24 protein-coding genes are annotated in these 23,895 nt (G+C 40.2%); 13 read left to right on the top strand and 11 right to left on the bottom strand.

Annotation, left to right across the window (positions count from 1 at the left end; all coding sequences use genetic code 11):
• The 9 genes from AKG39_RS05245 to rpmH form a co-directional block, all read right to left on the bottom strand.
• The gene (locus tag AKG39_RS05245; protein ID WP_050739318.1) at nt 1-765 is read right to left on the bottom strand and encodes a ParA family protein; all 765 of its coding nucleotides are present in this window, start codon (nt 763-765) and stop codon (nt 1-3) included.
• Between the two features lie 210 nt (nt 766-975).
• The gene (gene rsmG, locus AKG39_RS05240; RefSeq protein ID WP_050739317.1) at nt 976-1,695 is read right to left on the bottom strand and encodes a 16S rRNA (guanine(527)-N(7))-methyltransferase RsmG; all 720 of its coding nucleotides are present in this window, start codon (nt 1,693-1,695) and stop codon (nt 976-978) included.
• Nucleotides 1,688-3,595, bottom strand: a complete 1,908-nt coding sequence (gene mnmG / locus AKG39_RS05235) for a tRNA uridine-5-carboxymethylaminomethyl(34) synthesis enzyme MnmG (protein WP_050739316.1) — start codon at nt 3,593-3,595, stop codon at nt 1,688-1,690. Before mnmG ends, rsmG begins: the two co-directional genes overlap by 8 nt.
• Before the next feature lie 10 nt (nt 3,596-3,605).
• Nucleotides 3,606-4,985: a tRNA uridine-5-carboxymethylaminomethyl(34) synthesis GTPase MnmE gene (gene mnmE / locus AKG39_RS05230; RefSeq protein WP_050739315.1), complete on the bottom strand. Its 1,380-nt coding sequence runs from the start codon at nt 4,983-4,985 to the stop codon at nt 3,606-3,608.
• Nucleotides 4,986-5,150: 165 nt separating this feature from the next.
• Nucleotides 5,151-5,780 (bottom strand): RNA-binding cell elongation regulator Jag/EloR, encoded by a 630-nt coding sequence (jag, locus tag AKG39_RS05225; RefSeq protein WP_050739314.1) that lies wholly within the window; start codon nt 5,778-5,780, stop codon nt 5,151-5,153.
• Between the two features lie 35 nt (nt 5,781-5,815).
• Nucleotides 5,816-6,772, bottom strand: coding sequence for a YidC/Oxa1 family membrane protein insertase (yidC, locus tag AKG39_RS05220; protein ID WP_050739313.1), 957 nt, complete (start codon nt 6,770-6,772; stop codon nt 5,816-5,818).
• A 40-nt stretch (nt 6,773-6,812) separates the two neighbouring features.
• Nucleotides 6,813-7,025 carry a membrane protein insertion efficiency factor YidD gene (gene yidD, locus AKG39_RS05215; protein WP_164730792.1) on the bottom strand — a complete coding sequence of 71 codons (213 nt, stop codon included), beginning with the start codon at nt 7,023-7,025 and terminating at the stop codon, nt 6,813-6,815.
• 1 nt (nt 7,026) lies between these two features.
• Nucleotides 7,027-7,368, bottom strand: coding sequence for a ribonuclease P protein component (gene rnpA, locus AKG39_RS05210; RefSeq protein ID WP_050739312.1), 342 nt, complete (start codon nt 7,366-7,368; stop codon nt 7,027-7,029).
• A gap of 60 nt (nt 7,369-7,428) precedes the next feature.
• Complete coding sequence (gene rpmH, locus AKG39_RS05205; RefSeq protein WP_050739311.1) at nt 7,429-7,563, bottom strand: 50S ribosomal protein L34; 135 nt, start codon at nt 7,561-7,563, stop codon at nt 7,429-7,431.
• Nucleotides 7,564-8,031: 468 nt separating this feature from the next.
• On the opposite strand from rpmH, the gene dnaA reads away from it, so the two are divergent.
• The 9 genes from dnaA to AKG39_RS05160 all read left to right on the top strand — a co-directional run bounded on the left by dnaA (nt 8,032) and on the right by AKG39_RS05160 (nt 18,174).
• The gene (gene dnaA, locus AKG39_RS05200) at nt 8,032-9,387 is read left to right on the top strand and encodes a chromosomal replication initiator protein DnaA (protein ID WP_050739310.1); all 1,356 of its coding nucleotides are present in this window, start codon (nt 8,032-8,034) and stop codon (nt 9,385-9,387) included.
• A gap of 210 nt (nt 9,388-9,597) precedes the next feature.
• On the top strand, nt 9,598-10,710 hold the full coding sequence (gene dnaN / locus AKG39_RS05195) for a DNA polymerase III subunit beta (protein ID WP_050739309.1): 1,113 nt from the start codon (nt 9,598-9,600) through the stop codon (nt 10,708-10,710).
• A 190-nt stretch (nt 10,711-10,900) separates the two neighbouring features.
• Nucleotides 10,901-11,134, top strand: coding sequence for an RNA-binding S4 domain-containing protein (locus tag AKG39_RS05190; RefSeq protein WP_242852559.1), 234 nt, complete (start codon nt 10,901-10,903; stop codon nt 11,132-11,134).
• A complete protein-coding gene (gene recF, locus AKG39_RS05185; RefSeq protein ID WP_050739307.1) occupies nt 11,134-12,288 on the top strand; it encodes a DNA replication/repair protein RecF in 1,155 nt (384 codons plus the stop codon). Before AKG39_RS05190 ends, recF begins: the two co-directional genes overlap by 1 nt.
• A complete protein-coding gene (gene gyrB, locus AKG39_RS05180) occupies nt 12,272-14,188 on the top strand; it encodes a DNA topoisomerase (ATP-hydrolyzing) subunit B (protein WP_050739306.1) in 1,917 nt (638 codons plus the stop codon). The genes recF and gyrB overlap by 17 nt, the downstream gene beginning before the upstream one ends.
• A 20-nt stretch (nt 14,189-14,208) precedes the next feature.
• On the top strand, nt 14,209-16,710 hold the full coding sequence (gene gyrA / locus AKG39_RS05175; RefSeq protein WP_050739305.1) for a DNA gyrase subunit A: 2,502 nt from the start codon (nt 14,209-14,211) through the stop codon (nt 16,708-16,710).
• Complete coding sequence (locus tag AKG39_RS05170) at nt 16,710-17,162, top strand: PTS sugar transporter subunit IIA (RefSeq protein WP_050739304.1); 453 nt, start codon at nt 16,710-16,712, stop codon at nt 17,160-17,162. Before gyrA ends, AKG39_RS05170 begins: the two co-directional genes overlap by 1 nt.
• Nucleotides 17,163-17,206: 44 nt before the next feature.
• A complete protein-coding gene (gene rpe / locus AKG39_RS05165; RefSeq protein WP_050739303.1) occupies nt 17,207-17,857 on the top strand; it encodes a ribulose-phosphate 3-epimerase in 651 nt (216 codons plus the stop codon).
• A gap of 32 nt (nt 17,858-17,889) precedes the next feature.
• Nucleotides 17,890-18,174 (top strand): PTS sugar transporter subunit IIB, encoded by a 285-nt coding sequence (locus tag AKG39_RS05160; RefSeq protein WP_050739302.1) that lies wholly within the window; start codon nt 17,890-17,892, stop codon nt 18,172-18,174.
• Nucleotides 18,175-18,258: 84 nt separating this feature from the next.
• Here AKG39_RS05160 and AKG39_RS05155 read toward each other — a convergent pair whose 3' ends face one another.
• Nucleotides 18,259-19,062 carry an HAD-IIA family hydrolase gene (locus AKG39_RS05155; protein ID WP_050739301.1) on the bottom strand — a complete coding sequence of 268 codons (804 nt, stop codon included), beginning with the start codon at nt 19,060-19,062 and terminating at the stop codon, nt 18,259-18,261.
• 256 nt (nt 19,063-19,318) lie between these two features.
• Here AKG39_RS05155 and AKG39_RS05150 point away from each other — a divergent pair, with 256 nt between their 5' ends.
• Nucleotides 19,319-19,603, top strand: a complete 285-nt coding sequence (locus AKG39_RS05150; RefSeq protein WP_050739300.1) for a hypothetical protein — start codon at nt 19,319-19,321, stop codon at nt 19,601-19,603.
• A 262-nt stretch (nt 19,604-19,865) separates the two neighbouring features.
• On the opposite strand, the gene AKG39_RS05145 is transcribed toward AKG39_RS05150, so the two are convergent.
• Nucleotides 19,866-20,489, bottom strand: a complete 624-nt coding sequence (locus AKG39_RS05145) for a DUF975 family protein (protein WP_050739299.1) — start codon at nt 20,487-20,489, stop codon at nt 19,866-19,868.
• A gap of 142 nt (nt 20,490-20,631) precedes the next feature.
• Between AKG39_RS05145 and AKG39_RS05140 the strand changes: the two genes are divergently transcribed.
• From AKG39_RS05140 to AKG39_RS05130, 3 genes are all read left to right on the top strand, one after another.
• On the top strand, nt 20,632-22,152 hold the full coding sequence (locus AKG39_RS05140) for a Sapep family Mn(2+)-dependent dipeptidase (protein WP_242852558.1): 1,521 nt from the start codon (nt 20,632-20,634) through the stop codon (nt 22,150-22,152).
• Nucleotides 22,153-22,242: 90 nt separating this feature from the next.
• Complete coding sequence (locus AKG39_RS05135; protein WP_050739298.1) at nt 22,243-23,229, top strand: biotin--[acetyl-CoA-carboxylase] ligase; 987 nt, start codon at nt 22,243-22,245, stop codon at nt 23,227-23,229.
• On the top strand, nt 23,226-23,798 hold the full coding sequence (locus AKG39_RS05130) for a biotin transporter BioY (RefSeq protein WP_201780247.1): 573 nt from the start codon (nt 23,226-23,228) through the stop codon (nt 23,796-23,798). Before AKG39_RS05135 ends, AKG39_RS05130 begins: the two co-directional genes overlap by 4 nt.
• The last annotated feature ends 97 nt before the right edge of the window (nt 23,799-23,895 follow it).

The following is a 23,895-nucleotide window of genomic DNA, read 5'->3' as shown; positions in this document are numbered from 1 at the left end:
TTACTCCTGTCTTTGGATAAACTCTTTTGCCAGCGCAAGGTATGCTTTTGAACCTTTTGATGTGTTGGCATACTCAAAAATGGTCTGTCCATAACTTGGCGCTTCTGCCAATTTTATGTTTCTGGGAATCATGGTTTCATAAACTTTTTCTTTGAAAAAATCCACAACCTCATCAACGACCTGATTGGACAGATTTGTTCGACTATCAAACATGGTCATCACCACACCTTCGATTTTCAATTGTGGATTAAGGCCCTGTTTCACTAGACTAATGGTATTCATAAGTTGGCCAACCCCTTCAAGTGCATAATATTCGCATTGAATGGGAATTAAGACACTGTGGGTCACGGCTAAAGCATTAATGGTCAGCAGACCAAGGGAAGGCGGACAATCAATAAAAATAAAATCGTAGAATTCTTCAATGTCTTTTATGGCATTTTTTAAGCAAAGTTCTCTCTGCGTTAAATTGGTTAATTCAATTTCTGCGCCCGCCAAATCGGGATTGGATGGCAGGATATGAAGATTTTTAAAGGTAGTGGTCAAGATAATCTCTTTTAAATTGTCGCCGTGGATAATGCCGTCGTACACGCTTTTTTCAAGCTTGTATTTATCAATTCCAAATCCGCTGCTGGTGTTTCCCTGTGGATCAATATCAATAACAAGCACCCGATATCCCTGCATGCTTAGGGCAGTGGTTAAATTAATATTCGTGGTTGTTTTTCCAACCCCACCTTTTTGATTAAATACTGCCACAATTTTTGCCATGTCGCAACTCCTTATTTGTTGTTTTTATCCCATATTTTTTTGAAGAACAATAGGTACTCTGACTCATGATGTTTCACGTGAAACATCATGAGTCAGAGAAAATTTCAATACCTGCTGCTTTTCCCGGAGATGTTTCACGTGAAACATCTCCAGGAAAACAACTATATAATTTTATCAAGAAATTCTTTAAACCATCTTTTTTATGGTGCTTTATACCGGAAATCCTTCTTTTTTTATTCTGCCGTTAATTCTCGGGTAAAATCCCGGCGTTTTTCTTGATTTTTCAATGACTATTATAACATGAACCCAATCACTTTGCAGCAAACATTCTTCAACGGTTTTAATTTCCCCACCCAGAATCTGGATTGGTTTTTCAGCCTCAGCTAATTCATTTTCATATTCTCGGCCTTTCATCGGCAAAAATATCCCCCCCACTTTTACCAACGGTAAACAGTATTCCGAGAGCAGTGTCAAGTTGGCAACTGCTCTTGAAGTGACCACATCATAGCAGGCCCGATGACCTCTCATCTGACCAAATTCTTCGGCCCGGCCATGAAGCATCTCAATGTTGTCAATCTCCAAGTTTTTCGCAATATTTTCAACAACCCTCAGTTTTTTCTTGGTGGAATCCATTAAGGTAATGTGAGCATCCGCCAGCATGATCGCCAAAGGGATTCCCGGGAAACCCCCGCCAGTCCCGACATCTAAAATCGAAGCACAGGGATTGTCTATGTATTTTAAAAGGGTTAAGGAATCTAGTAGATGCAGTTTAATAAATTCATCCTCTTCGGTAATCCGGGTCAAATTAATCTGCTTATTTATTTCCAATATCTCTTCCATATATTTAATCAGCTTTTCGCCCTGGGCTTCATTAATCTCTATCTGAATGTCTGCCCCGGCTTTTATCAGTTTCGCAACTTTTTCAATCATTTTTATTTTCTCCCTTATTGTTTTCCGGCTTACGTCGCCGCTGTTCCAATGCAATTAATAAAACCGACAAATCAGCCGGTGACACCCCGGAAATACGGGAAGCCTGACCGATGGATTGGGGTTTAATTTCCTGAAGCTTTTCAATGGCTTCAATGCGAAGTCCCCCAATACTGCTAAAATCAAGACCATTGGGAATATATTTGTTTTCCAGCTTCTTAAATTGCTCAACTTGAAGCAATTGCTTTTTAATATATCCTTCGTATTTTAACTGAACCTCGACCTGTTCAATAACACTCCAATGCAGTTGGGGCCGATCCGAATCGAAATTTTTAGTTTGTAGATATTTTATTTCGGGTCGTCGAATCAATTCACTCAAGGCTACACCGTGTTTGATTTCCGAACTATTCAAACTATTGAGTATCTCATTGTTTTCATTGGTGGGCTTCACAATCACCTGGGCAATGCGCACCATTTCATTTTCAATGGCCGCTTTTTTCGCTAAAAACTTTTCATAACGTTCATCACTGATTAATCCAACCTCATGCCCCATCGGGGTGAGTCTGAGATCGGCATTATCCTGACGAAGTAACAGTCTGTATTCAGAACGTGACGTCATCATGCGATAGGGTTCATCAACGCCCTTTGTGATGATATCATCAATCAATACACCGATATAAGCTTCTGATCGGTCAATGATAAAAGGTTGTTCCCGCTGTAAATATTGAGCGGCATTAATGCCGGCAATCAACCCCTGGGCCGCCGCTTCTTCGTATCCGGATGTGCCATTGATCTGGCCCCCAAAGAACAGCCCCTTAATATCCTTGGATTCCAGAGATGGTTTCAATCGGGTTGGATGAATGCAGTCATATTCAATGGCATAGGCTGAACGCATAAATTCGACGTTTTCCATGCCGGGAACCGTTCGGTACAGGGCAATTTGAACATCCTCGGGTAAACTCGACGACATCCCCTGAACATAGGCTTCATTAGTGGTTAACCCTTCGGGCTCAATAAAAATCTGGTGTCGATCCTTGTCTTTAAAACGAACGACTTTGGTTTCAATGGAAGGACAATACCGTGGACCAACCCCGGTAACATCTCCGGTATATAAAGGGGAGCGTTCCATATTTTCATTGATAATCCGATGAGTTTCCAAATTGGTATAGGTTAAATAACAAGGAACCTGGTTAATATCAATACGATCGGTTTCAAAAGAAAAGGGCACAATGTGCGCATCCCCTTCCTGAATAACCATTTTTGAATAATCCAGCGTCTTTGCATCCACTCGGGCTGGTGTTCCGGTTTTAAACCGCTGCAAAGCAATCCCGTTTTCTTCGAGACTATCCGATAAGGACATCGCTGGAAATAAACCATTGGGTCCGCCATCATATTGAACCTCGCCAATAAAAATGCGCCCTTTTAAATAGGTACCGCTGCAAATAATTGCTGCTTTACAGGGATAAACAGCGCCGGTATGCACTTTCACCCCAATTATTTCCCCATTTTCCACTAAAATTTCAGTGGCTTCCTGTTGTTTTAAAAGGAGGTTATCCTGGTTCTCAATCACTTCTTTCATCCGGAACTGATAATCTTTTTTATCGGCCTGAGCTCTTAATGAATGAACCGCCGGGCCTTTTCCGGTATTTAGCATCTTGGATTGAATCATGGTTGCATCAATATTTTTTCCCATTTCTCCCCCAAGGGCATCTATTTCCCGGACAAGATGTCCTTTTCCGGTACCGCCAATGGATGGATTGCATGGCATCATTGCCACTGAATCCAAATTGAGGGTTAACAGAAGGGTTTTACATCCCAATCGGGCGGTGGCAAGTGCCGCTTCGGATCCGGCATGTCCTGCTCCGATTACAACCACATCATAGTCTCCTCCAAGGTATGTCATTTATCTTCCTCTACTTTCCAATACAAAAATTTTTAAAAATCTGATTAATAATATCGATGCCCACAGCTTTTCCGGTAATCCCTCTTAGCGATTCCAGGGCATTCATAATATCAATGGAAACAAGTTCTATGGGCATACTTGTTTTCATTGTGGCAATGGCATTTTCCAGACTCTCCCTGGTCTCTTCAAGCAAATGGATATGTCTGGCATTGGTAATGAGATAGTCGGCATCCTGATTAACTGTTCCGTCATAAACCATCTCAACCATTTTGCTTTTGAGCAAATCGATTCCCTGTTCTTTAATTAAGGACATCGGAATCCAGGGTGGCTCTATATCCTGATCGTCATTGCCTATGGCATCGGTTTTATTGGCAATATAAATGGTTTTTCGGTTTTTCAACAATTCCAGCAGTTCCTGCTCTCCCGGCGATATGGGTTTGGAAACATCCCGCATAAAAACAACCAGGTTGGTTTGGTTCAACAGTTTTTTTGACCGTTCCACCCCTATTTTTTCCACCACATTATCGGTTTCCCGGATTCCGGCAGTATCAATAATCTTAAAAGGAATGCCTTCAATATTGATATATTCTTCGATGGTATCCCGGGTGGTTCCCGGTATTTCGGTGACAATCGCTTTATTCTCCATGAGTAAGGTATTCAACAGCGATGATTTTCCCACGTTGGGCTCCCCGAGTATCGCCGTGGTTATCCCCTCGCGGTAGATCTTTCCGGTTTCTGCAACCAGTAACAGGCCTTCAATGGTTTTGATGAGCTTTAAAACCGCATTATGGATAAATTCATAGCTGATTTCTTCTATATCATATTCCGGATAATCGATATTCACTTCCATATGGGCCAGAATCCCCACCAGGGTACTATCCAACTCTTCCAGTTTTTGAGACAAACGTCCTTCAAGTTGGGCGACAGAATATTCCAGACTTTTTTCGGTTTTTGCATTAATAATATCAATGACCGATTCGGCCTGGGCTAGATCCAAACGGCCGTTTAAAAAAGCGCGCTTGGTAAACTCTCCGGGTTCCGCCAATCGGGCCCCGGCCTTAATCACCAGACCCAATATTTTGCGCAGTGGCACAATGCCGCCATGACAATTTATCTCTACAATATCCTCGGCGGTATATGAGTGGGGCGCCTTCATTTTAGAAATCAGGACCTCATCAATATCTTTCTTTGTGATCGGATCGATCATTTTCCCATATAATAATTGATGGCTTGCTGCATCGACCAGGGTTTTTCCTTTAGGGTTTTTAAAAAGGGCATTACCAATCTCAATGGCTTTCGCCCCGCTGATTCTTATGATGCCAATGCCGGCCCCGCCTAAACCTGTGGCGACGGCGGCAATGGTATCCTCATTAAGTAATAAGACTTCCACGTTTTCTCCTAACTGATTAATTCTTTGATAATTTAAATTTTCTCAAATACAAATACCTGTTTTTTAATATTATATCGATAATAATAACTTTACCATGCTGACAACCAGGTAATCTTTAAAGAAAAAAAAAGCACTAACAATCTATCGTTAGTGCTTAAAGGTCGTTTAGTTTTTATCTTTGCATTGAATGACCACACGACGATAGGGCTCTTCACCTTCGCTGAATGTATAAACCTTCTCGTGATTTTGTAGTTTTGCATGAATGATTCGTCTTTCCGATGGATTCATGGGCTCGAGGATCATTTTCTTTTTATAGGAAACGGCTTTATCGGCCATTTTTTCGCCAAGATCCTCCAGGGTTTTTTCTCTTTTTGCACGATAATCCTCGGTGTCAAGGACAATCCGGATATAATCTTCGCTATGGCGATTAATCACCAGACTAACCAGATATTGAAGGGAATCCAAGGTCTGTCCCCGACGACCGATAAGAATTCCCATATCATTACCTTTGAGGTCAATGAATAAAACATTATCCTCAAGATGGGTCTCGATCTCACAGGGAATTTTCATGGCTTCAAAGACTTCAGTCAAAAAATCGATGGCATGCTGTTCGGGATCATTCAGAAGAGTCACCTCTACAATGGCTTCTTTTTTACCAAAAATCTTCATTAAACCACTGTCCGGCACTTGAATTATCTTTGTTTCGACCTGCTCTCTGGTAACACCCAATTGCTGTAAACCATGATTAATGGCATCTTCAACGGTTTTACCCGTACCTGTTACTGTCTTATTCATTAATTCCCCTCCTTAGCTTTTAGGTAGTATGGGTTTTATTCCTTATTATTATCGTAGCGTTCCTTAGCCTTTTGATAATCTGCTTCCTGGGAAGCATCTCGTTGCGGAATCTCAGTAATAGGCGCTTTACGCTCTTCCACTGGCTTTTGATAATTCTTTTTATGCTGAACCTTTTTGTTTGAAGCTGGTTTTGTCAAAGGTTTCTTTTTTTCAATTTGCTTGTTTGACTTCTGCCCGTCTGGTTTGTTAGCAGCCCGTTTTGCGGCTAAATCTTCCCGTCTTTCGCGTTCCGCTTCGGCCACACGTCGTTCGGCTTCTTCCACTGAAAAATCAGGTTCCGGCATACGCATCATAATAAATTGTTGGAAAAAAGTAAAGATATTCTGTACTACCCAGTATAAGGCAACCCCAGCCGGCATGGAAATGGAAATATATCCAATCATGATTGGCATTGCATAAAGCATAATTTTCTGGGTTTTTGCATTGGGATCATCCGGATTCATATTGCTGGTGGACATTGTAAATTTCTGTGTGATAAAGGTAAACAACGCCGCCAATATTGGCAACACATAAATTGGATCGGGAACACTGAGACTTTGCATCCACAAAAAGGACATGTCAATCGCTTCAATCGCCCCGTTCGGAAATACCCAAACATCCGGTGCTCTTAATGTCCCATAAAGTCCAATTAAAATCGGAAATTGTATTAACAGAGGCAAACAGCCGCCGGCTGGATTCACTTTAAATGTTTTATACAGTTTTAGTGTTTCTTCGTTTAATTTTTCTTTATTGTTTTTGTATTTTTTACTTAATTTTTGTATTTCTGGTTGAAGTCGCTGCATATCCTTCATGGATTTGGTTTGCTTAATATTAAGCGGTAACAGGATAGCTTTAATCAATAATGTAAAGACAATGATTGCCCATCCGTAGTTTCCAATAATATTATAAATCTGTAAAAGAATCCAGCCAAAACTTTGGTATAGAAAATCCATTCAATAACTCCTTAAAGTAGTTCTCCCTTAATGCCTGGCATCAGAGAAGGGGATCATATCCCCCGGGATTAAAGGGATGGCATTTAACAATGCGTTTTGTACCCAAATAGATTCCCTTGAAAACGCCATATTTCTCAACGGCTAAAATAAAATATTCTGAACAGGTTGGACTAAAACGACAGTTATTTCCTAAAAACGGGGATATAAATTTCTGATACCCCCGAATTAATAATACCAGGCTTTTCTTTATCATTTTATGACCTCATGAGATTTTTCTTATAAAACAAATGTTTCAATGATTTTTCCATGTTATTATATTTCTCTTCTTGACATGATCCCTTTGCGATAATAATAATGTCAAATCCCATAGCAAAAGAATCTTCATTAAGCCGATAGGCTTCTTTTATTCTTCTTTTGATTTTGTTTCTGACAACCGCTTTTTTAGAAACTTTTTTACTGACAACAATCCCCAGTCGATTGGCCTCTGAACCATTTTTAAGATAATACATCACAAAGGTCTTATTTCCAAATACTTCCCCTGTTTTAAAAACTCGGTTAAAGTCATTTTGTTTCTTAAGGGAATTTATTTTTGCCAAAGGAATTCTCCTTTTTTCATTAAACAAAAGACCGCTTATTAAAAAACGGTCTGGAAAGGACTATGCTGATAATTTTTCTCTTCCTTTTTGTCTTCTTTTCTTTAAAATAAGTCGACCACTTTTAGTGAACATTCTTTTTCTAAAACCATGCTCTCTCTTACGTTGTCTTACTTTTGGTTGATAAGTTCTTTTCATTTCGACACCCCCTGACTTACATTTTATATTCATTTGTTTATAAGTTTATAATACTTTTACCCTAGAATTATATAATCTTGGCGATTTTCTGTCAAGATATATTATTAATTCCTTTAAATTATTTATCAACACTTTTCATTTGCTATGTTTATAATAAATTTGATTGAATGCTCATCCGCAATTTGTTATACTGTTATCACCGAATTGTGGACAAATGTTGATACTTTATCAATTAATCCACAAAATATCGTAATTTGTGGATTAATTGGGGATAACTTGTGTATTTTTATTAATATTCTTCTGTTTACCTCTTTTTTTATCTGGATAACTTTTTTTTATTATCCACAGGTATTTCAATTATTCCCTTGATTTTTTTGCCTATTAACATTAAAATAGATATTCTGTGCATAAATCAGCGGTTTATCCACAGCGCCGTTACTTAAATTTAGGAAACTGGAGGTTCATTTAGTGGACACTTCTTTTAGAAAAACATGGGATGCAGCCCTGGAAATAATTAAGCCGGATATTAGCTCAACAAGTTTCAATACCTGGTTTTTAAAAATCAAACCCATTAATTATGTCAATAATACCTACTATTTTTTAACCGAAAATGAATTTGAAAAAGGAATCCTGGAAAGTCGCCACATTCCGTTGATCACGAATGCCCTGGCAGAGGTGACCGGTAAACTTGGACAAGTCAAGATCGTTTTAAAAGAAAAAGATGCGATGATTCCGGAAACCACGATCACCAGTCCAACCCAAAACACGCCCCAGGAAGTTGATCTTTCAATGAATCGCAGTACTTCCATGAACCCAAAATATACCTTTGACAGCTTTGTTATCGGGGAAAATAACCGTTTTGCCCATGCCGCCTGTGTGGCCGTTTCGGAAGCGCCCTCAGAACGATATAATCCCTTGTTTATTTATGGCGGTGTCGGTTTAGGCAAAACCCATCTGATGCAGGCAATAGGACACTATATCCTATCTTATGCTCCGCATAAAAAGGTTATTTATGTCTCCTGTGAAAAATTCACCAATGAATTCATTGATGCCATCCAGAATAAAACAAATATTTCCTTTCGCAATAAATACCGAAGTGCTGATATTCTTTTAATTGATGACATCCAATTTTTAGCAAAAAAAGAAGGAACTCAGGAAGAATTTTTTCATACCTTTAATACTCTTCATCAGGAAAATAAGCAAATTGTCATCAGCAGTGACCGGCCTCCCCGGGAAATACAAACCCTTGAAGAACGGCTGCGTTCACGCTTTGAAAGCGGCTTGATTACTGATATTACGGCTCCAAATTTTGAAACCCGGATTGCCATTATCCGCAAGAAAGCTGAATCCTTCAGTGATGAAATACCCAATGAGGTCCTTAGTTTTATTGCCGACAGCATCCATTCCAATATTCGCGAGCTCGAAGGTGCATTGACAACTGTTTTTGCTTATTCCAAGCTTCACAACGCTCCCATTAATATCGAATCGGCTAAAAATGCCCTTAAGGATATTTTTAGAAAAAAAGAAGACATTGTTATTACCAGTGAATATATTAAGGAAGTTACTGCAAAATACTTTAATATTACCGTGGAAGATATGAATTCTAAAAAAAGAACCCGGGCTATTTCATTGCCTCGGCAGGTTGCTATGTATATCACACGGGATATCACCGACCTTTCGCTACCCCGCATTGGTGAAGAATTTGGTGGCCGGGATCACTCCACCGTCATTCATGGCTGCCAGAAAATAACCGAAGAGATGGAAAAAAACACCGATTTTAAAAACCTCATTCTGCGGATCCAGCGGGAAATTCACGGTGCTTAAACCATCAACAAATCATCAACAGTCCCAACCCTGATTACACCGGGGTTATCCACAGCTTATCCCCCCTAAAAAAAAGGCTTTTTTGATTGCCCTAATAGCTTTTAAGACTTATCCACAGTATCCACACCCCCTACTACTATTATTACTATTAATTATATATAGTATTATAACTAAAGGGGTTTCCCAAAATTAAATAAAAAGAGGTATCTTATGAAATTCAATTGTTCAAAAGAAAGTTTAATGGGTGCTCTAAATATTGCCCAAAAAGCAGTTTCTTCAAAAACAACCCTTCCCATTCTTGAAGGCATTCTGTTCAGTGTTGAAAATAACAATTTATTATTAAGAAGCACTGATTTAGAAATTGGGATTGAAATTAATATTCCCGCTACTGTTGAACAGGAAGGAAAAATTGTTCTGTCATCAACCATAACCGGTGAACTAATAAGGAAAATGTCAGGTAGTGAAGTATTTTTTGAAAGTGATAATCATAACCAAATGAAAATATCCTGTCTGCTGTCAAACTTTACTCTTAAAGGATTGGCCACTGATGAATTTCCAGCTTTTCCGGAAATCATTGAAGATCATATTTTTTCTCTGGAATCGTCGGTGCTAAGAGAATTAATAAGAGGAACCTTATTTTCGGTGGCAACCAATGAAAATATTCCGGTATTGACAGGGGTTAAAATAGAATTAGAAGGAAATAAAATAAATTTAATAGCTTTAGATGGTTATAGACTTGCTTTAAGATCAGGAAATATCAAAGAAAATATGGAAGATGATCTTAGTGTTATTATCCCTTCTAAATCCTTATCCGAAATTAATAAGGTATTAGCGAATTATACTGGCGAAGTTGTTGTCAAATTTTCAAAAAATCAGATATTTTTTGAAATGGACAACACCCAGTTCACGTCACGGCTTCTTGAAGGTGACTTTATTAACTACAAACAAATTATTCCCGTGGAAAAAACTACCCAGGTGCGGATTAATCGCCGGCTGCTTTTGGAAAGTAGTGAACGCGCGGCTCTGTTAGCCCGGGAAGGTAAAAATAATCTGATCAAAATGGATTTCAACCAGGATCAGTTAATATTAACTTCAAATGCAGATATTGGTGATGTCTATGAAGTGATCCCCATTGTGAATACCGGGGAATCATTGAAAATTGCCTTTAATTCAAAATTTTTAATCGATGCCCTCCGGGTCATTGATGGGGAAGAATTTATTATGGACATGACGACTTCAGTGGGACCGGGAGTTCTTCTTCCTGTTGAGGGAACGGATTTTGTCTATCTTATTTTACCGGTTCGCGTTGCCGAAGAAGATTAAAAATCAAGTATATAAAAGTCTGAGAAATCCCGAGTTTATTTAAGATAAATTCATGATTTCTCAGACTTCTTTTTAGTATTTATGTTATAATGTTTTAGTTAAATCATTATAATATGAAAATTAAAGCAATTTTGACAGAAATAAAGGGGATTCATGCAATGCTCTTTCATTTTTGCGAAAAATAAAATTAATGGGGAAAAATATGCAAATTATTGAAATTAACACAGAGTATATAAAAATGGATCAACTCATTAAATTTGCAGGCATTGTGGTAAATGGCAGTGATGCTAAATTTATGATTGCCGATGGTTTAGTCCGGGTGAACGGCGAGTTGTGTACCCAAAGAGGTAAAAAAATAAGAAATGGTGATATCGTAGAAATTCAGGATTTTGATACCCTGGAGGTAAAAGGGCCACTTTCCTAATGTTTATCGAAGATCTACAGTTGATTCATTTTCGTAATTACGAAAATGAAACCATTGCTTTTGAAAAAGGAATAAATATTATTCTTGGTGAAAATGCCCAGGGAAAAACAAACCTCATTGAAGCCATGTTTTTTTTATCTCGGGGTTACAGTCACCGCGCTTCAAATGTATCAGAACTTTCCCAATGGGATCATTTTGATTTTTTTGTGAATGCCCATGTGGTAAGTGCTGATGTAAAACACAAAATAGCCATGAAAAGCAGTCATGGTAAGCGACAGACATTTTTAGATGAAAAGCCAGGTAAACGCGATAAAATTAATGGGATTTTCAATACCATTCTCTTTGAACCGGATGATCTGAAAATAGTCAAAGAAGGGCCGGATAAACGGCGCCGTTTTTTAAATCAGGAAATTTCCGGATTTAGACCGGAGTATCATCATTTACTTAGAGATTATGAAAAGATTCTGAATCAGAGAAATACCTTATTAAAAAATATTCATTATCAGCCAAGCCTGAGAGAAACCCTGTCAGTATGGGATGAACAGCTCGTCAGTGTGGGCACACGACTCATGAACCATCGAATTCGTTATTTACATCGATTAAATAAAGAGGCTGGTGATCTTCATAAAACATTGAGTCACGGCCAGGAAAAACTGACTTTATATTATCAAAATAATATTATTGAATCCCTGGAAGATATGGGACAGTTGAAAAATAATTTCAAAAAAAGACTGGAACAGTGTCGCGAAGAAGAAATTAAAAGGGGCTCCACCTTATATGGACCCCATGTGGATGATATCCTTATTGAAATTAATGGAAAAGATGCCAGACGTTATGCCTCACAAGGTCAGCAACGCACAGCTGCTATTTCCCTTAAATTATCCCAAATAGAGATATACTATGATAACACCGGAGAATATCCGGTGGTGCTTTTAGACGATATTTTTTCAGAACTTGATGAAAGTAGACGCCGCAGCATATTAAAGCTTTTAAATAAAACCCAGGCCTTTATTACCTGTACTGAAGATGTATTACCCGAAATTGACCAAATAGCCGATCATAAAAATATCATTCATATTCATCAGGGAAAAGTAATTAAAAAAACAAATGAACACCATGAAAATCAGGAGGAAACAAATGCCAGAAAAGAATAGAGATGCTTATACCGCCGATCAGATACAGGTCCTGGAGGGCCTGGAGGCTGTTCAAAAAAGACCGGGAATGTATATTGGAAACACCGGATCCCGGGGACTTCATCATTTGGTTTACGAAGTTGTGGATAACAGTATTGATGAAGCCCTTGCCGGCTATTGTAAAAATATTAATGTAACCCTTCATGCCGACGACTCGATTACGGTTGTGGATGATGGCCGGGGAATTCCCACCGGTATGAATCATGCCCAGGGAAAAACCGGGGTTGAACTCGCATTAACCGTTCTTCATGCCGGTGGTAAGTTTGGCGGTGGTGGCTACAAGGTTTCAGGAGGGCTTCATGGTGTCGGGGTTTCGGTGGTAAATGCCTTATCCGAAAAACTCACCGTTGAAATCAAACAAAAGGGTCAGATATTTTTTCAAACCTATGAAAAGGGCAAACCAGTCGATGATTTAACAGTTACCGGAACCACCAATCGGACTGGAACGACCATTTATTTTAAACCGGATCGGGACATTTTTGAAGAAACTGAATTTGATTTTGATGTTTTAGAACATCGCCTGAGAGAATTGGCCTTTTTAAATAAAGGGCTTTGCATAAAACTCAATAATGAAAAAGATACCCCTAAGCGAAAAGAAACCTACTGCTACAGTGGGGGGATTCATTCTTACGTCGAATATATGAATCGCAACAAGGATCCCTTGTACGATAAAATTTCTTATTTTGAAAAAGAGCAGGATGACTATGCCATCGAAATTGCTTTTCAATATACCACCGGTTATTCGGAAAACATCTTTTCCTATGCCAATAATATCAATACCCCTGAAGGGGGAACACATCTAAATGGTTTTAAAAGCGCTCTCACCCGAAGTGTTAATACCTATGCCCGAAAAAATGGCTTTTTAAAGGGAAATGATAAAAATCTTACCGGTGAAGATGCCAGAGAAGGTTTAACCGCCATTGTGAGCATTAAACTGCTTGATCCTCAATTTGAAGGACAGACCAAAACCAAACTTGGCAACACTGAAGTGAAGGGGATTGTTGAAGCCATTGTCGGAGATCAGCTTTCGGCCCTGATGGAAGAAAATCCTGCCATCGCTAAAAGTATTATTGAAAAAACACTATCCGCGGCCCGAGCAAGAGAAGCAGCAAAAAAAGCCCGCGAATTTACAAGAAGAAAAAGTGCTTTAGATTCAACGGCACTTCCGGGGAAATTAGCGGATTGCCGTGAAAAAGATCCCGCTTTATCTGAAATATATATTGTCGAAGGGGACTCCGCCGGTGGTTCGGCTAAATCCGGTCGAGATTCTAAAACCCAGGCAATTTTACCCCTTCGCGGTAAAATTTTAAATGTTGAAAAAGCGCGATTGGATCGAATTTTAACCACGGATTCCTTGAAATCCATGATTATTGCCTTTGGTACCGGGGTTGGCGAAGATTTTAATGTTGGCAAAGCCCGCTACCATAAAATTGTTATCATGACCGATGCTGATGTGGATGGCGCTCATATCCGGACCCTGCTGCTGACCTTTTTTTACCGTTATATGCCAGGGCTTATTGAAGCAGGCTATGTGTACATTGCTCAGCCGCCACTTTATAAAATAACCAGGGGAAAACATGTTGAATATGCTTTTACCGATAAAGATTTGGAAAAAAAGCTGGAAGGTGTGGAAGATCGTTCAAGAATCAGTCTTCAGAGATATAAAGGCCTTGGGGAAATGGATGCCCATCAGCTTTGGGAAACCACCATGGATCCCAGTGTCCGGACTTTGCTGCAGGTTGATATCGATGACGCTTCTTACGCGGATGAAGTCTTCACCATTCTGATGGGAGATAAGGTCCAGCCACGTAAAGAATTCATCGAACGTAACGCCAAAAAAGTTAAGAATCTGGACATATAGACAAGAAGGAGTAATAATAAATGGAAGAATTAATTGAATTTGATCGCATAAAACACGTTAACATAGAAGAAGAAATGAAAACCTCGTATATTGACTATGCCATGAGTGTCATTATCGGCCGGGCCTTGCCGGATGTCAGAGACGGGTTAAAGCCGGTTCATCGGCGGATCATTTATGCCATGAGTGAATTGGGGTTGGATCCCCAAAAAACCTTTCGTAAATCAGCGCGTATTGTTGGGGATGTTTTAGGTAAGTACCATCCCCATGGCGATTCATCTGTTTATGATGCCATGGTCCGGATGGCCCAGGATTGGTCCACCCGGTATCTGATCGTCAATGGTCAGGGAAACTTTGGTTCGGTTGATGGCGACAGTGCTGCGGCAATGCGTTACACCGAAGCCAAAATGGGGAAAATAACAGTTGAATTACTGCGCGATATTAATAAAGAAACCGTTGATTTTGTTCCGAACTTTGATGAATCAGAACAGGAACCGTCGGTATTACCCTCAAAATATCCCAATCTTTTAGTCAATGGTTCTTCGGGAATTGCCGTCGGAATGGCAACGAATATTCCGCCCCATAACCTGGGTGAAATCATTGATGGCACCGTGGCATTTATTGATGATCCGGAGATTACCATCGATGAACTGATGAAGCATATCAAAGGTCCTGATTTTCCGACAGCTGGGATTATTCTGGGTAAATCAGGCATTAAAAGTGCCTATCGTACTGGCCGCGGCCGGGTGAAGGTGCGCGGAAAAGTCGAATTTATCACCACTAAAAAAGGAAAAAAACAGATCGTTATCACCGAAATTCCGTATATGGTCAATAAAGCCAAACTGGTTGAAAAAATTGCCGACCTTGTTAAGGAAAAAAAGGTTGAAGGTATTTCCGATTTAAGAGATGAAACCGACCTTAAAAAGGGCATATCCATTGTCATCGATTTAAAACGTGATGCCAATGAAACCATTATTATCAATCAACTCTATAAACATACCCAGTTGCAGGATACTTTCGGGATCATTATGCTGGCTCTGGTTAAGAATGAACCTAAGGTTCTGACTTTAAAAGAGGTATTATTCCACTATCTTGAGCATCAAAAACAAATTATCACCAGACGAACTATTTTTGATTTAAAAAAGGCCGAAGCCAGAGCGCATATATTAGAAGGTTTGAAAATTGCCCTGGATAATATCGACGAAGTCATCAGGATTATCAGAGGCGCAGCCGATGGTAAAATAGCCAAAGCGCAGCTCATCGAACGATTCAGTTTATCCGAAATTCAGGCTCAGGCGATTCTGGACATGCGGCTCCAGCGTTTGACCGGTCTTGAACGTGAAAAAATCGAAGAAGAATACAGAGAGCTACTCATTTTCATTGGCAAGTTAAAAGCAATTTTAGCCGATGAACAATTGGTTTTAAAAATAATCAGAGCAGAAATGCTGGAAATTAAGGATAAATTTGCCGATAAGCGTCGCACCGCCTTCGATATTGATGTGGATGACTTTGAAATTGAAGACCTCATTGAAGAAGAGGAAGTTGTTATAACGATGACCCATATCGGTTATGTAAAGCGGATCACCGCTGATAATTATCGTTCCCAAAAACGCGGCGGCAAAGGGATTACTGCGCTGAGCACCCGGGAAAATGATTTTGTCGAACATCTCTTTACCACCACCACCCATCACTATCTGATGTTCTTTACCAACCTCGGCAAGGTTTATCGTTTAAAAGCCTTTGAGATTCCTGAAGGCGGACGAACCGCCCGGGGGACAGCCATTGTAAATCTGTTGCCATTGGAACCAGGGGAACAGATTGCCACCATGATTCCCGTAAAAGAATTTACTGAGGATAAATCCCTGATTATGGCAACCAAACAGGGGATCATTAAGAAAACCAATTTAACCGAATATGATACATCCCGAAAAAATGGGATCATTGCCATTAACCTTAGAGAAGATGATGAACTTATTAATGTTCGACTGGTCGAACAGGATGAAGAAATCGTTATGGGTACTCAAAGCGGTTATGCCATTCGTTTCAATTCTGAAGAAGTCAGATCGATCAGCCGAACATCCATTGGCGTTCGTGGCATCGATCTGCGCAAAGATGATGTGGTTGTGGGAATGGATATTGTTAAAGAAGAGCTTTTTGTTCTGTGTGTCAGTGAAAATGGCTATGGAAAACTCAGTGCTTCTGATTTATATCGTCCCCAAAAACGCGGCGGCAAAGGTGTTCAAACTTATAAGGTCACCAAGAAAACCGGACAATTGGTTGGTTTCTGTGTGATTAGCCGGGATGGCGAAATTATGATGATCAATAATCTGGGAGTTGTCATTAAGCTTTCAGGAAACGATATTACTGCTGTCGGACGAAATACTCAGGGTGTTCGACTTATGAAGCTTAAACCCGAAGAAGCCATTAAAACCATTTCTAAAGTATACAAGGAAGATCCGACGGATGAACTCGAGGATGAAACGGGAGAACAACTAGCCCTCATGGTTCCTGTTGAAAAGGAATAATGGAATCATTAATCGATAAAGATCGGATTCAAGTAAAATTCAGTGCCGAGAATCAGTTTGCAGCCATCGAAATGGCTGCAAAACCCCTTTGGGAACAAGGTTATGTCGATGAAGGTTTTTTAGCAGCGGTGATGGAACGCGAGCGAAATTTTCCCACGGGTTTACCAACCCGGGTTGGGGTTGCGCTTCCGCATACCGAGGCGAAATATGTGATTAAAGAGGGCATCTCAATTCTCACTTTGGATAAACCGGTGTTATTTGCCGGCATGGGAAATCCCAAAGAAAAGGTTTTGGTAGAAATACTGTTCCTACTAGCCATTAAAAACCCGGCCAAACAATTGGGTGTTTTGCAGACTATTATTACCATTATTCAAAATGAAATGGTTTTAAAAAAAATAAAAGGTGCAAAAGATCCCAAAACCATATACAATCTAATTAATCAGTTTATTTAATTTTTATCAAAAAATGATTTATTATGTTAAGAAAGAGAAAAATCATGACTATTAAAATAGCTCCTTCTATGCTCAGTGCAGATTTTGCCAATCTTGAAAGAGATTTAAAAAAAGTGGAGGAAACAGGCGCCGACCTTCTTCATCTGGATATTATGGATGGCCATTTTGTTCCTAATATTACTATGGGGCCGGACCAGGTTGCCCAGCTGCGAAAGACAATTACGATTCCTTTTGATGTCCATTTAATGATCAGTGAACCACTCAAATATATTGATCAATTTGCCGACGCGGGAGCTGATATTATCACGGTGCATATGGAATCGGAAAATGATATCCAGGCTTGTATTGATGCTATTGTTGCAAAAGGGGTCAAGCCCGGACTTGTTTTATCTCCGGATACACCTTTGAGTGTTCTCGAACCCTATCTTGATCAGATTGATATGATCTTATTAATGGGTGTGTACCCTGGCTTTGGCGGCCAAAGTTATATTAAGGAAAGCACCGAAAAAATAAAAGCATGTCGAAAAATGATCAATGGACGTTTGATTGATTTAGAGGTTGATGGGGGTGTCAACTTCGAAACCATTAAAGAAATAGTCAAAGCCGGAGCCAATGTGATCGTTTCAGGCTCGTGCCTTTTTAAAGGCGATATGAAAGAAAATATGAAACGGTTTAGAAAAATCATCCAAGAGTAAAGGTTTAAAAACCTGAAAGAGGAGAAAAATCGATGAAACTTGTTTTAGTTGCATGTGGGACAGCCCTGGCAACCTCCACGGTGGTGGCGCGAAAGATTGAAACAATTGCGAAAGAGCATGGGATTGAGTGTCGGACCATCCAGGCCAAAGCCGCGGATGCCTTTAAAAAATCCCAGGAGCTTCATCCGGATGCCATTGTCTGTACTTGCCAGCTCGATGGTGAATCTGACATTCCCATCATTAATGGTCGGGCATTTCTGACGGGTATCAACATCCAAAGTACCATTGATCAGTTAGTGGAGATCTTAAAAAAATAGAAAAATAAAAATAAAAAAAGCCGCAATTCCAACGTGAGTTAACTCATGCTGGAATTGCGGCTTTTTTTATACAAGTAAGGAGTATTATTTTAAACCCAGACATGAAACAATTTCGTCAATTCCGGTTAAGATATGGTCAGGTCGATAGGGGAAATCCTTTACCGTTTCACAGCTGGATACCCCACTGAGAACTAGAAAAGTGGTTAAACCGGATTCGATACCCGCGATGATGTCGGTATCCATACGATCGCCAATAATGGCCGCATCGGCACTGTGAACCCCCAGGCGCTTAATGCCGGTGCGCATCATCAAAGGGTTTGGTTTGCCAACATAATAGGCTGATTTCCCTGTGGCAAGTTCAATCGGGGCTAAAAAGGCACGACAGGCAGGGATAATCCCTTCCTCGTCAGGTCCGGTTAAATCCGGGTTAGTGCCAATGAGCTTGGCACCCTTTTGGATAAGGCGCACGGCCTTTAAAATGTTAGTGTAATTATAATTCTGTGTTTCTCCGACAATGACATAATCGGGATTCATATCATTCATGGAAATCCCTGCATCGTACAGAGCATTCATTAGCCCGGGGTCACCAATTACGTAAGCTGAGCCATCGGGGCATTGATCTTTAATAAATTTAGCCGTGGCTAAAGCACTGGTGTAAAAATGACTTTCATCAATTTCCAGGCCCAGCCGATTGAGCTTTTCCTTTAATTCAATGGGCGAACGGGCACTGGAGTTGGTTAAAAACAGGAAGTTTTTATCCTCGGCATAAAGCCAGTTTACAAATTCGATGACTCCCGGTAAAAGCCGGTTGCCATGATAGATAACACCATCCATATCGCACAGAAAGCCTTTTTTTGCCTTAAGTATATCGATTAATTCTTCGTTCATTTGCTACCTCCAGTATTTTTTTTTACTTGTTTTAATAATTTGCATTTTATTATATACTATTAAAGCATGAATCGACTTAAATAAATAGGGGTTTCATGTAAAATCGGTTGACAAAAATAGGGCCAAATATTATTAAAAAGTTTCTATGAAACGATACTAATTTTTTTCATTGTCGAGTATGAATTTACACGAGGATCCATGATAAACTGAAAACCCAGATTTAAATATATGAATTTCAGGAAGACAGAGGAACCCAATGGAAACGATTTTAAAAAAGTATGATGATATGCGGATTATGCGTATGATAAAAAAACAGTTGCTCAATTGCGATCATTCCCTTGAAGAATTAAAAAAGGAATACAACGATAAGGATGATGAGCTCCTGGTTTTAGGTATCACAAGAGAAGTGACAAAACGTCCGGTCGATGAAGAGGCGATAGAAGCTTTAATATTAAGACTTGAAGCTTTGCAAAAAGAAATTGCCAACCTTGAAGAAGATAAAAGCAAGCTCGCCATATACAACCCCTACACCGGCCGTTAGTTTAAGCGCAAAAAAATAAGACCTCTGACTTAGCAGAGGTCTTCGCGGTTGGCGACAAAATCGTCCCGAGGACAATGGTAAATCGTTGTCGGCTGCATGATCGTACAGGCTAGCGCCTGTTCGCCATGATGCCGACAACTGATGTTACGATTGTCCCCGGGACTTACTTTTTACTTTGCCTACATTCACAGACCGCTAGCTTAGCAGAGGTCTTCTTTTTTTACAAAAAAAATAAAAGTACAGTAAACGTGAATGGAAAAATCTAAGCTAATTCTGAAGCATGAACGGTACCGGTTGCCAAAGCGTTGTCTTTTAATTCTTCATAAAGACCGGCCAAAGAAATGTACAGGTAGGGGTTGGAATAGAAAATACCGACGATTCCAAAGGTGATCCCGCTGAGCAGTGACCAGCCAATAAAGCTGAGGATCATAACGAAAATATCGCCTTTATAGCCTTCAGTCATACGCATTGAAATTTTAAGGGCTTCTTTAGCGGTGACATTGGGATGATCAGCCAGAATATAGGGTGTCATGGAGTAGGCAAGGGATTTGATAATACCGGGGACAATAAAAAGTAATGTCCAAAGATAAATAAAGAGGTACATCCACAGCATGCCACCCAGTTTTCGTCCATAATTGCTGAATCCAGTCGAAAACATGGTTTCAACCGTTGGATTTTCACCTCGGTAAATACATAAAGAAAAGTAGTTTAGGCCGACTAAAATGGGGGGCGCTAAAAACAGTGCACCAAGGCCCATAAGGAATGAAGAAGCAGCAGTAACGGTACCAATGATTAAAAAGGCTAGAACAGTTGTTCCGACCGCAATCCAATAATTATTAGAAAATTGCTGTTTTGAAAGTGTTTTGATCTCTTGTCGTGTTTTCATAAAAATCTCCTTTTCATTTATTCCAATATATAGTATCATAATGAATGGTTTTAAACAAGTCTTGGTATACAGCGAACAGGTTTAAGGTACAGTTTAGACTCGTCGGCGATAATAGAATGATTCTAAAAAAAGAAGGAGAATGATGACAATTCAATCAATTGCAGAAGAAAATGTTATGATCGGTCGTTATCGACATTTCAAAGGAAAAGAATATGAAGTAATCCATATCGGAAAGAATAGTGAAACCCTGGAGTCCATGGTAATTTATCGACCGATGTATGGTGAAAAGGGTATTTGGGTTCGCCCGGCATCGATGTGGAATGAAGAAATTGAGCGTGACGGAGTTACCTTGAAACGCTTTAAATATATAGGGGAAACTCTTGAAAATGAGATTAAAACAGAGAGTAATTTAGATGTAAAAGCTTTTTTAGCTGATTTAAAAGGGCTATTGAAAATTGAATCCACCAATAACGAAGCTGGAATGGTTACCTCCGAAGCGCCGCTGGGAACGGGGATTAATGATGCCATTGATTATCTGCTTGATCTGGGGAAAAATTTCGGATTTAAAACAAAGAATTTAGATGGCTATTGTGGTTATATCGAAATGGGTGAAGGTGACGAAATGGTAGCCATGCTTAATCATGTGGATACCGTTGCCGTCGGGGGAGGATGGACGGTACCCCCGTTTGATCTAACCCTTCAGGATGATAAAATTTATGGCCGCGGGGCCATCGATAACAAAGGGCCTGCCATGGTCTCGCTTTATGCCATGAAAGCCTTAGCCGAAACCGGAATCCCTTTAAATAAAAGAGTCCGTCTGATTATTGGCGGAGATGAAGAAGGGGATGCATGGCGATGTATGAAGCGTTATAAAGATACCGAAGAATTGCCCGGCGCTTCTTTCTCACCGGATTCCCGTTTCCCGGCTATTTTTGCAGAAAAAGGAATGTTAAGAATCTGTTTAAAGAAGGCCCTGGATTCTGGTACGAATGAAATGACTTTTTTCAGTGGCAACCAAATTAACACAGTGCCTGATTATGCAAAAGCCATTGTGGATGGGGTAACCTATAAAAGTTATGGAAAATCTGCCCATGCCTCCGAACCGGATAACGGCGTAAATGCAATTTTTCGGTTAGCCCAAAAATTAAAGGCAAGAGAAATAAAACATCCTTTCCTGGAATTGCTTGAAGTAGTAAGCTTAGATGGTTTTAATATCAGGATATCCGATGAGATCTCCGGAGCGTTGACTTTAAACCCCTCGATTGCCCGGGTGGATGCCGAAGAAGCGGTATTGGAATGCGATATCCGGTATCCGGTGTCTGTTGAAATAAAAGATATCGAAGAACAAATTGCAGCAGCGGTAAAACCCTACGGTTTTTCATTTGAAATTCTGGAAGAATTAGGACCATTGCATGTGGATCGGGAAAGCGCTTTGGTGAAATCCCTCCAAAAAGTATACCGGGAATATAGCGGTGATAGCAGTGGTCCGATGACCAGTGGCGGGGCGACCTATGCCCGAGCCTTTGATAATGCCGTGGCTTTTGGCGGAAGATTTCCCGGGGAAGCGAATATGTGTCATCAAACCGATGAATATTGGAGCCTGGAAAGCATGAAGAAAAATTTTGATATCATTCTCAAAGCCCTGGAGGTTTTGGCAAAATAAAAAAATCAAACCAATCCCATTGTCGACCATAAAATAATTTTGGTTGACAATGGGATTTTTTCGTGTAAAATAATGGAGAGAGGTGATTAAATGTCAGTAAAACAGTCGGTACTTCAGGCATTAGAAGAAAACCGAGAAATTTGTGTTTCCGGAGAGCAGTTGGCAAAAAAATTAAGTGTATCCCGTTCGTCGATTTGGAAGGCCATTAAGTCTTTAAAAGAAGAGGGTTATGATATCGCAGCTACCACCAATAAGGGCTATCGTCTGGAAACCGGATCAGACGTGTTGTCTTTTGAAGGCATGGTTCCCTGGCTGGCACCAGAAAATAAAAATTTAGTGATTAAAGCCTATAAAACTATTGGATCCACCAATCAGGTGGCCAAAAAAATGGCCATGGATGGGGAATCCCATGGGACCGTAGTCATTGCCGAGGAACAAACCCAGGGCCGGGGACGGATGGGCCGGGATTTTTACTCTCCGGCTGGCAGTGGCATTTACATGAGTTTGATTCTACGCCCTGATGTATATGCCAGTGAAGCGGTACTGGTAACCACCGCAGCGTCGGTAGGAGTGTATCGGGCCATCAAAAAGGTCACCGATAAAGACCCTCAAATTAAATGGGTGAACGATATTTATCTGGAAGACCGGAAAATTTGTGGAATCCTCACCGAAGCTGTCACCAATTTTGAAACAGGACTGGTGGAATGTGTGATTATTGGAATTGGAGTGAATTTCAGATTGCCTGAAAATAATTTTCCCGGGGAATTAAATGACGTTGCCGGGTCGTTATTCCGAGAAAAGCCGGATACCCTGACCCGAAATCGTTTGGCGGCAGAAATCATCAACGCCGTTCTGGAACTGTGTAATGATTTGGGAAACCGTGATTTTTTAAAAGAATACAAAGCCCATTCCATGGTGCTGGGCCATGAAATCAGCGTGTGTCAGCATAATAGCTGGTTACCGGCCCGGGCGATTGACATCAGCGAAGACGGCGGTTTGATTATCGAAAATGAAGCTGGTCAGTTACAGACCTTAAATTCAGGTGAAATCAGTATAAGAAGGATGGATAAAAAATGATCAAAAACAATACTTTCAACATCCGCAATCTGGCGCTTTGCGCATTGTTTACAGCCCTTATTTCGGTGGGCGCCTTTATAAAAATTCCGCTTCCGGGAATTCCCTTTACCCTCCAAACTCTTTTTGTGCTTTTAGCGGGGATGCTATTGGGATCAAAGCGTGGCGCCATTGCGGTTTTGGTTTATATTTTCATTGGACTTGTGGGCATCCCGGTATTTTCCGGAGGTGGTGGAATACTCTATGTGTTAAAACCAAGCTTTGGTTATATCATCGGTTTTGCCCTGGGGGCTTTTGTGACTGGATTGATAGCGGAACGAAAGCCGGAGTCATCGATTTTTCGCTTGATCCTGGCTGGGCTGGCCGGAACCGCGGTGATCTATGCCCTGGGCTTGACCTGGTACTATTTTATTGCCAACTATTATCTGGGGACCCCCATGGGTGCAGGCGCTTTGATGGTTTCCGGATTTCTGATGACCTTCCCGGCGGATCTAATCAAAATAGCATTGAGTGTCGTATTGGCCAAACGACTGGCACCTTTTATCGACAGAGCTATGTTGAAAGAAGCATGAAATAAGAAAAAAGGGTTCCTTTTTATTTAATATTTTAAAGGTAATTGCGAAACTCAAAAGAATCGAACAATTGTTGCTTTGATGTCAGTTTTCACAA

The sequence above is a fragment of the Acetobacterium bakii genome, assembly GCF_001263355.1.
In the GTDB taxonomy this organism is placed as follows: Bacteria; Bacillota; Clostridia; order Eubacteriales; family Eubacteriaceae; genus Acetobacterium; species Acetobacterium bakii.
This window is presented reverse-complemented; position numbering and strand designations above follow the sequence as displayed.

What these genes read in the sequence shown, in the direction of transcription:
- jag (WP_050739314.1), bottom strand. Translation starts at nt 5,780, where the DNA reads ATGAATAAGACAGTAACAGGTACGGGTAAAACCGTTGAAGATGCCATT.
- rpe (WP_050739303.1), top strand. Translation starts at nt 17,207, where the DNA reads ATGACTATTAAAATAGCTCCTTCTATGCTCAGTGCAGATTTTGCCAAT.
- gyrA (WP_050739305.1), top strand. Translation starts at nt 14,209, where the DNA reads ATGGAAGAATTAATTGAATTTGATCGCATAAAACACGTTAACATAGAA.
- mnmG (WP_050739316.1), bottom strand. Translation starts at nt 3,595, where the DNA reads ATGACATACCTTGGAGGAGACTATGATGTGGTTGTAATCGGAGCAGGA.
- rpmH (WP_050739311.1), bottom strand. Translation starts at nt 7,563, where the DNA reads ATGAAAAGAACTTATCAACCAAAAGTAAGACAACGTAAGAGAGAGCAT.
- AKG39_RS05160 (WP_050739302.1), top strand. Translation starts at nt 17,890, where the DNA reads ATGAAACTTGTTTTAGTTGCATGTGGGACAGCCCTGGCAACCTCCACG.
- AKG39_RS05130 (WP_201780247.1), top strand. Translation starts at nt 23,226, where the DNA reads ATGATCAAAAACAATACTTTCAACATCCGCAATCTGGCGCTTTGCGCA.
- AKG39_RS05190 (WP_242852559.1), top strand. Translation starts at nt 10,901, where the DNA reads ATGGGGAAAAATATGCAAATTATTGAAATTAACACAGAGTATATAAAA.
- yidD (WP_164730792.1), bottom strand. Translation starts at nt 7,025, where the DNA reads ATGATAAAGAAAAGCCTGGTATTATTAATTCGGGGGTATCAGAAATTT.
- AKG39_RS05145 (WP_050739299.1), bottom strand. Translation starts at nt 20,489, where the DNA reads ATGAAAACACGACAAGAGATCAAAACACTTTCAAAACAGCAATTTTCT.
- AKG39_RS05140 (WP_242852558.1), top strand. Translation starts at nt 20,632, where the DNA reads ATGACAATTCAATCAATTGCAGAAGAAAATGTTATGATCGGTCGTTAT.
- gyrB (WP_050739306.1), top strand. Translation starts at nt 12,272, where the DNA reads ATGCCAGAAAAGAATAGAGATGCTTATACCGCCGATCAGATACAGGTC.
- AKG39_RS05150 (WP_050739300.1), top strand. Translation starts at nt 19,319, where the DNA reads ATGGAAACGATTTTAAAAAAGTATGATGATATGCGGATTATGCGTATG.
- yidC (WP_050739313.1), bottom strand. Translation starts at nt 6,772, where the DNA reads ATGGATTTTCTATACCAAAGTTTTGGCTGGATTCTTTTACAGATTTAT.
- AKG39_RS05245 (WP_050739318.1), bottom strand. Translation starts at nt 765, where the DNA reads ATGGCAAAAATTGTGGCAGTATTTAATCAAAAAGGTGGGGTTGGAAAA.
- AKG39_RS05170 (WP_050739304.1), top strand. Translation starts at nt 16,710, where the DNA reads ATGGAATCATTAATCGATAAAGATCGGATTCAAGTAAAATTCAGTGCC.
- recF (WP_050739307.1), top strand. Translation starts at nt 11,134, where the DNA reads ATGTTTATCGAAGATCTACAGTTGATTCATTTTCGTAATTACGAAAAT.
- dnaN (WP_050739309.1), top strand. Translation starts at nt 9,598, where the DNA reads ATGAAATTCAATTGTTCAAAAGAAAGTTTAATGGGTGCTCTAAATATT.
- AKG39_RS05135 (WP_050739298.1), top strand. Translation starts at nt 22,243, where the DNA reads ATGTCAGTAAAACAGTCGGTACTTCAGGCATTAGAAGAAAACCGAGAA.
- rsmG (WP_050739317.1), bottom strand. Translation starts at nt 1,695, where the DNA reads ATGATTGAAAAAGTTGCGAAACTGATAAAAGCCGGGGCAGACATTCAG.
- AKG39_RS05155 (WP_050739301.1), bottom strand. Translation starts at nt 19,062, where the DNA reads ATGAACGAAGAATTAATCGATATACTTAAGGCAAAAAAAGGCTTTCTG.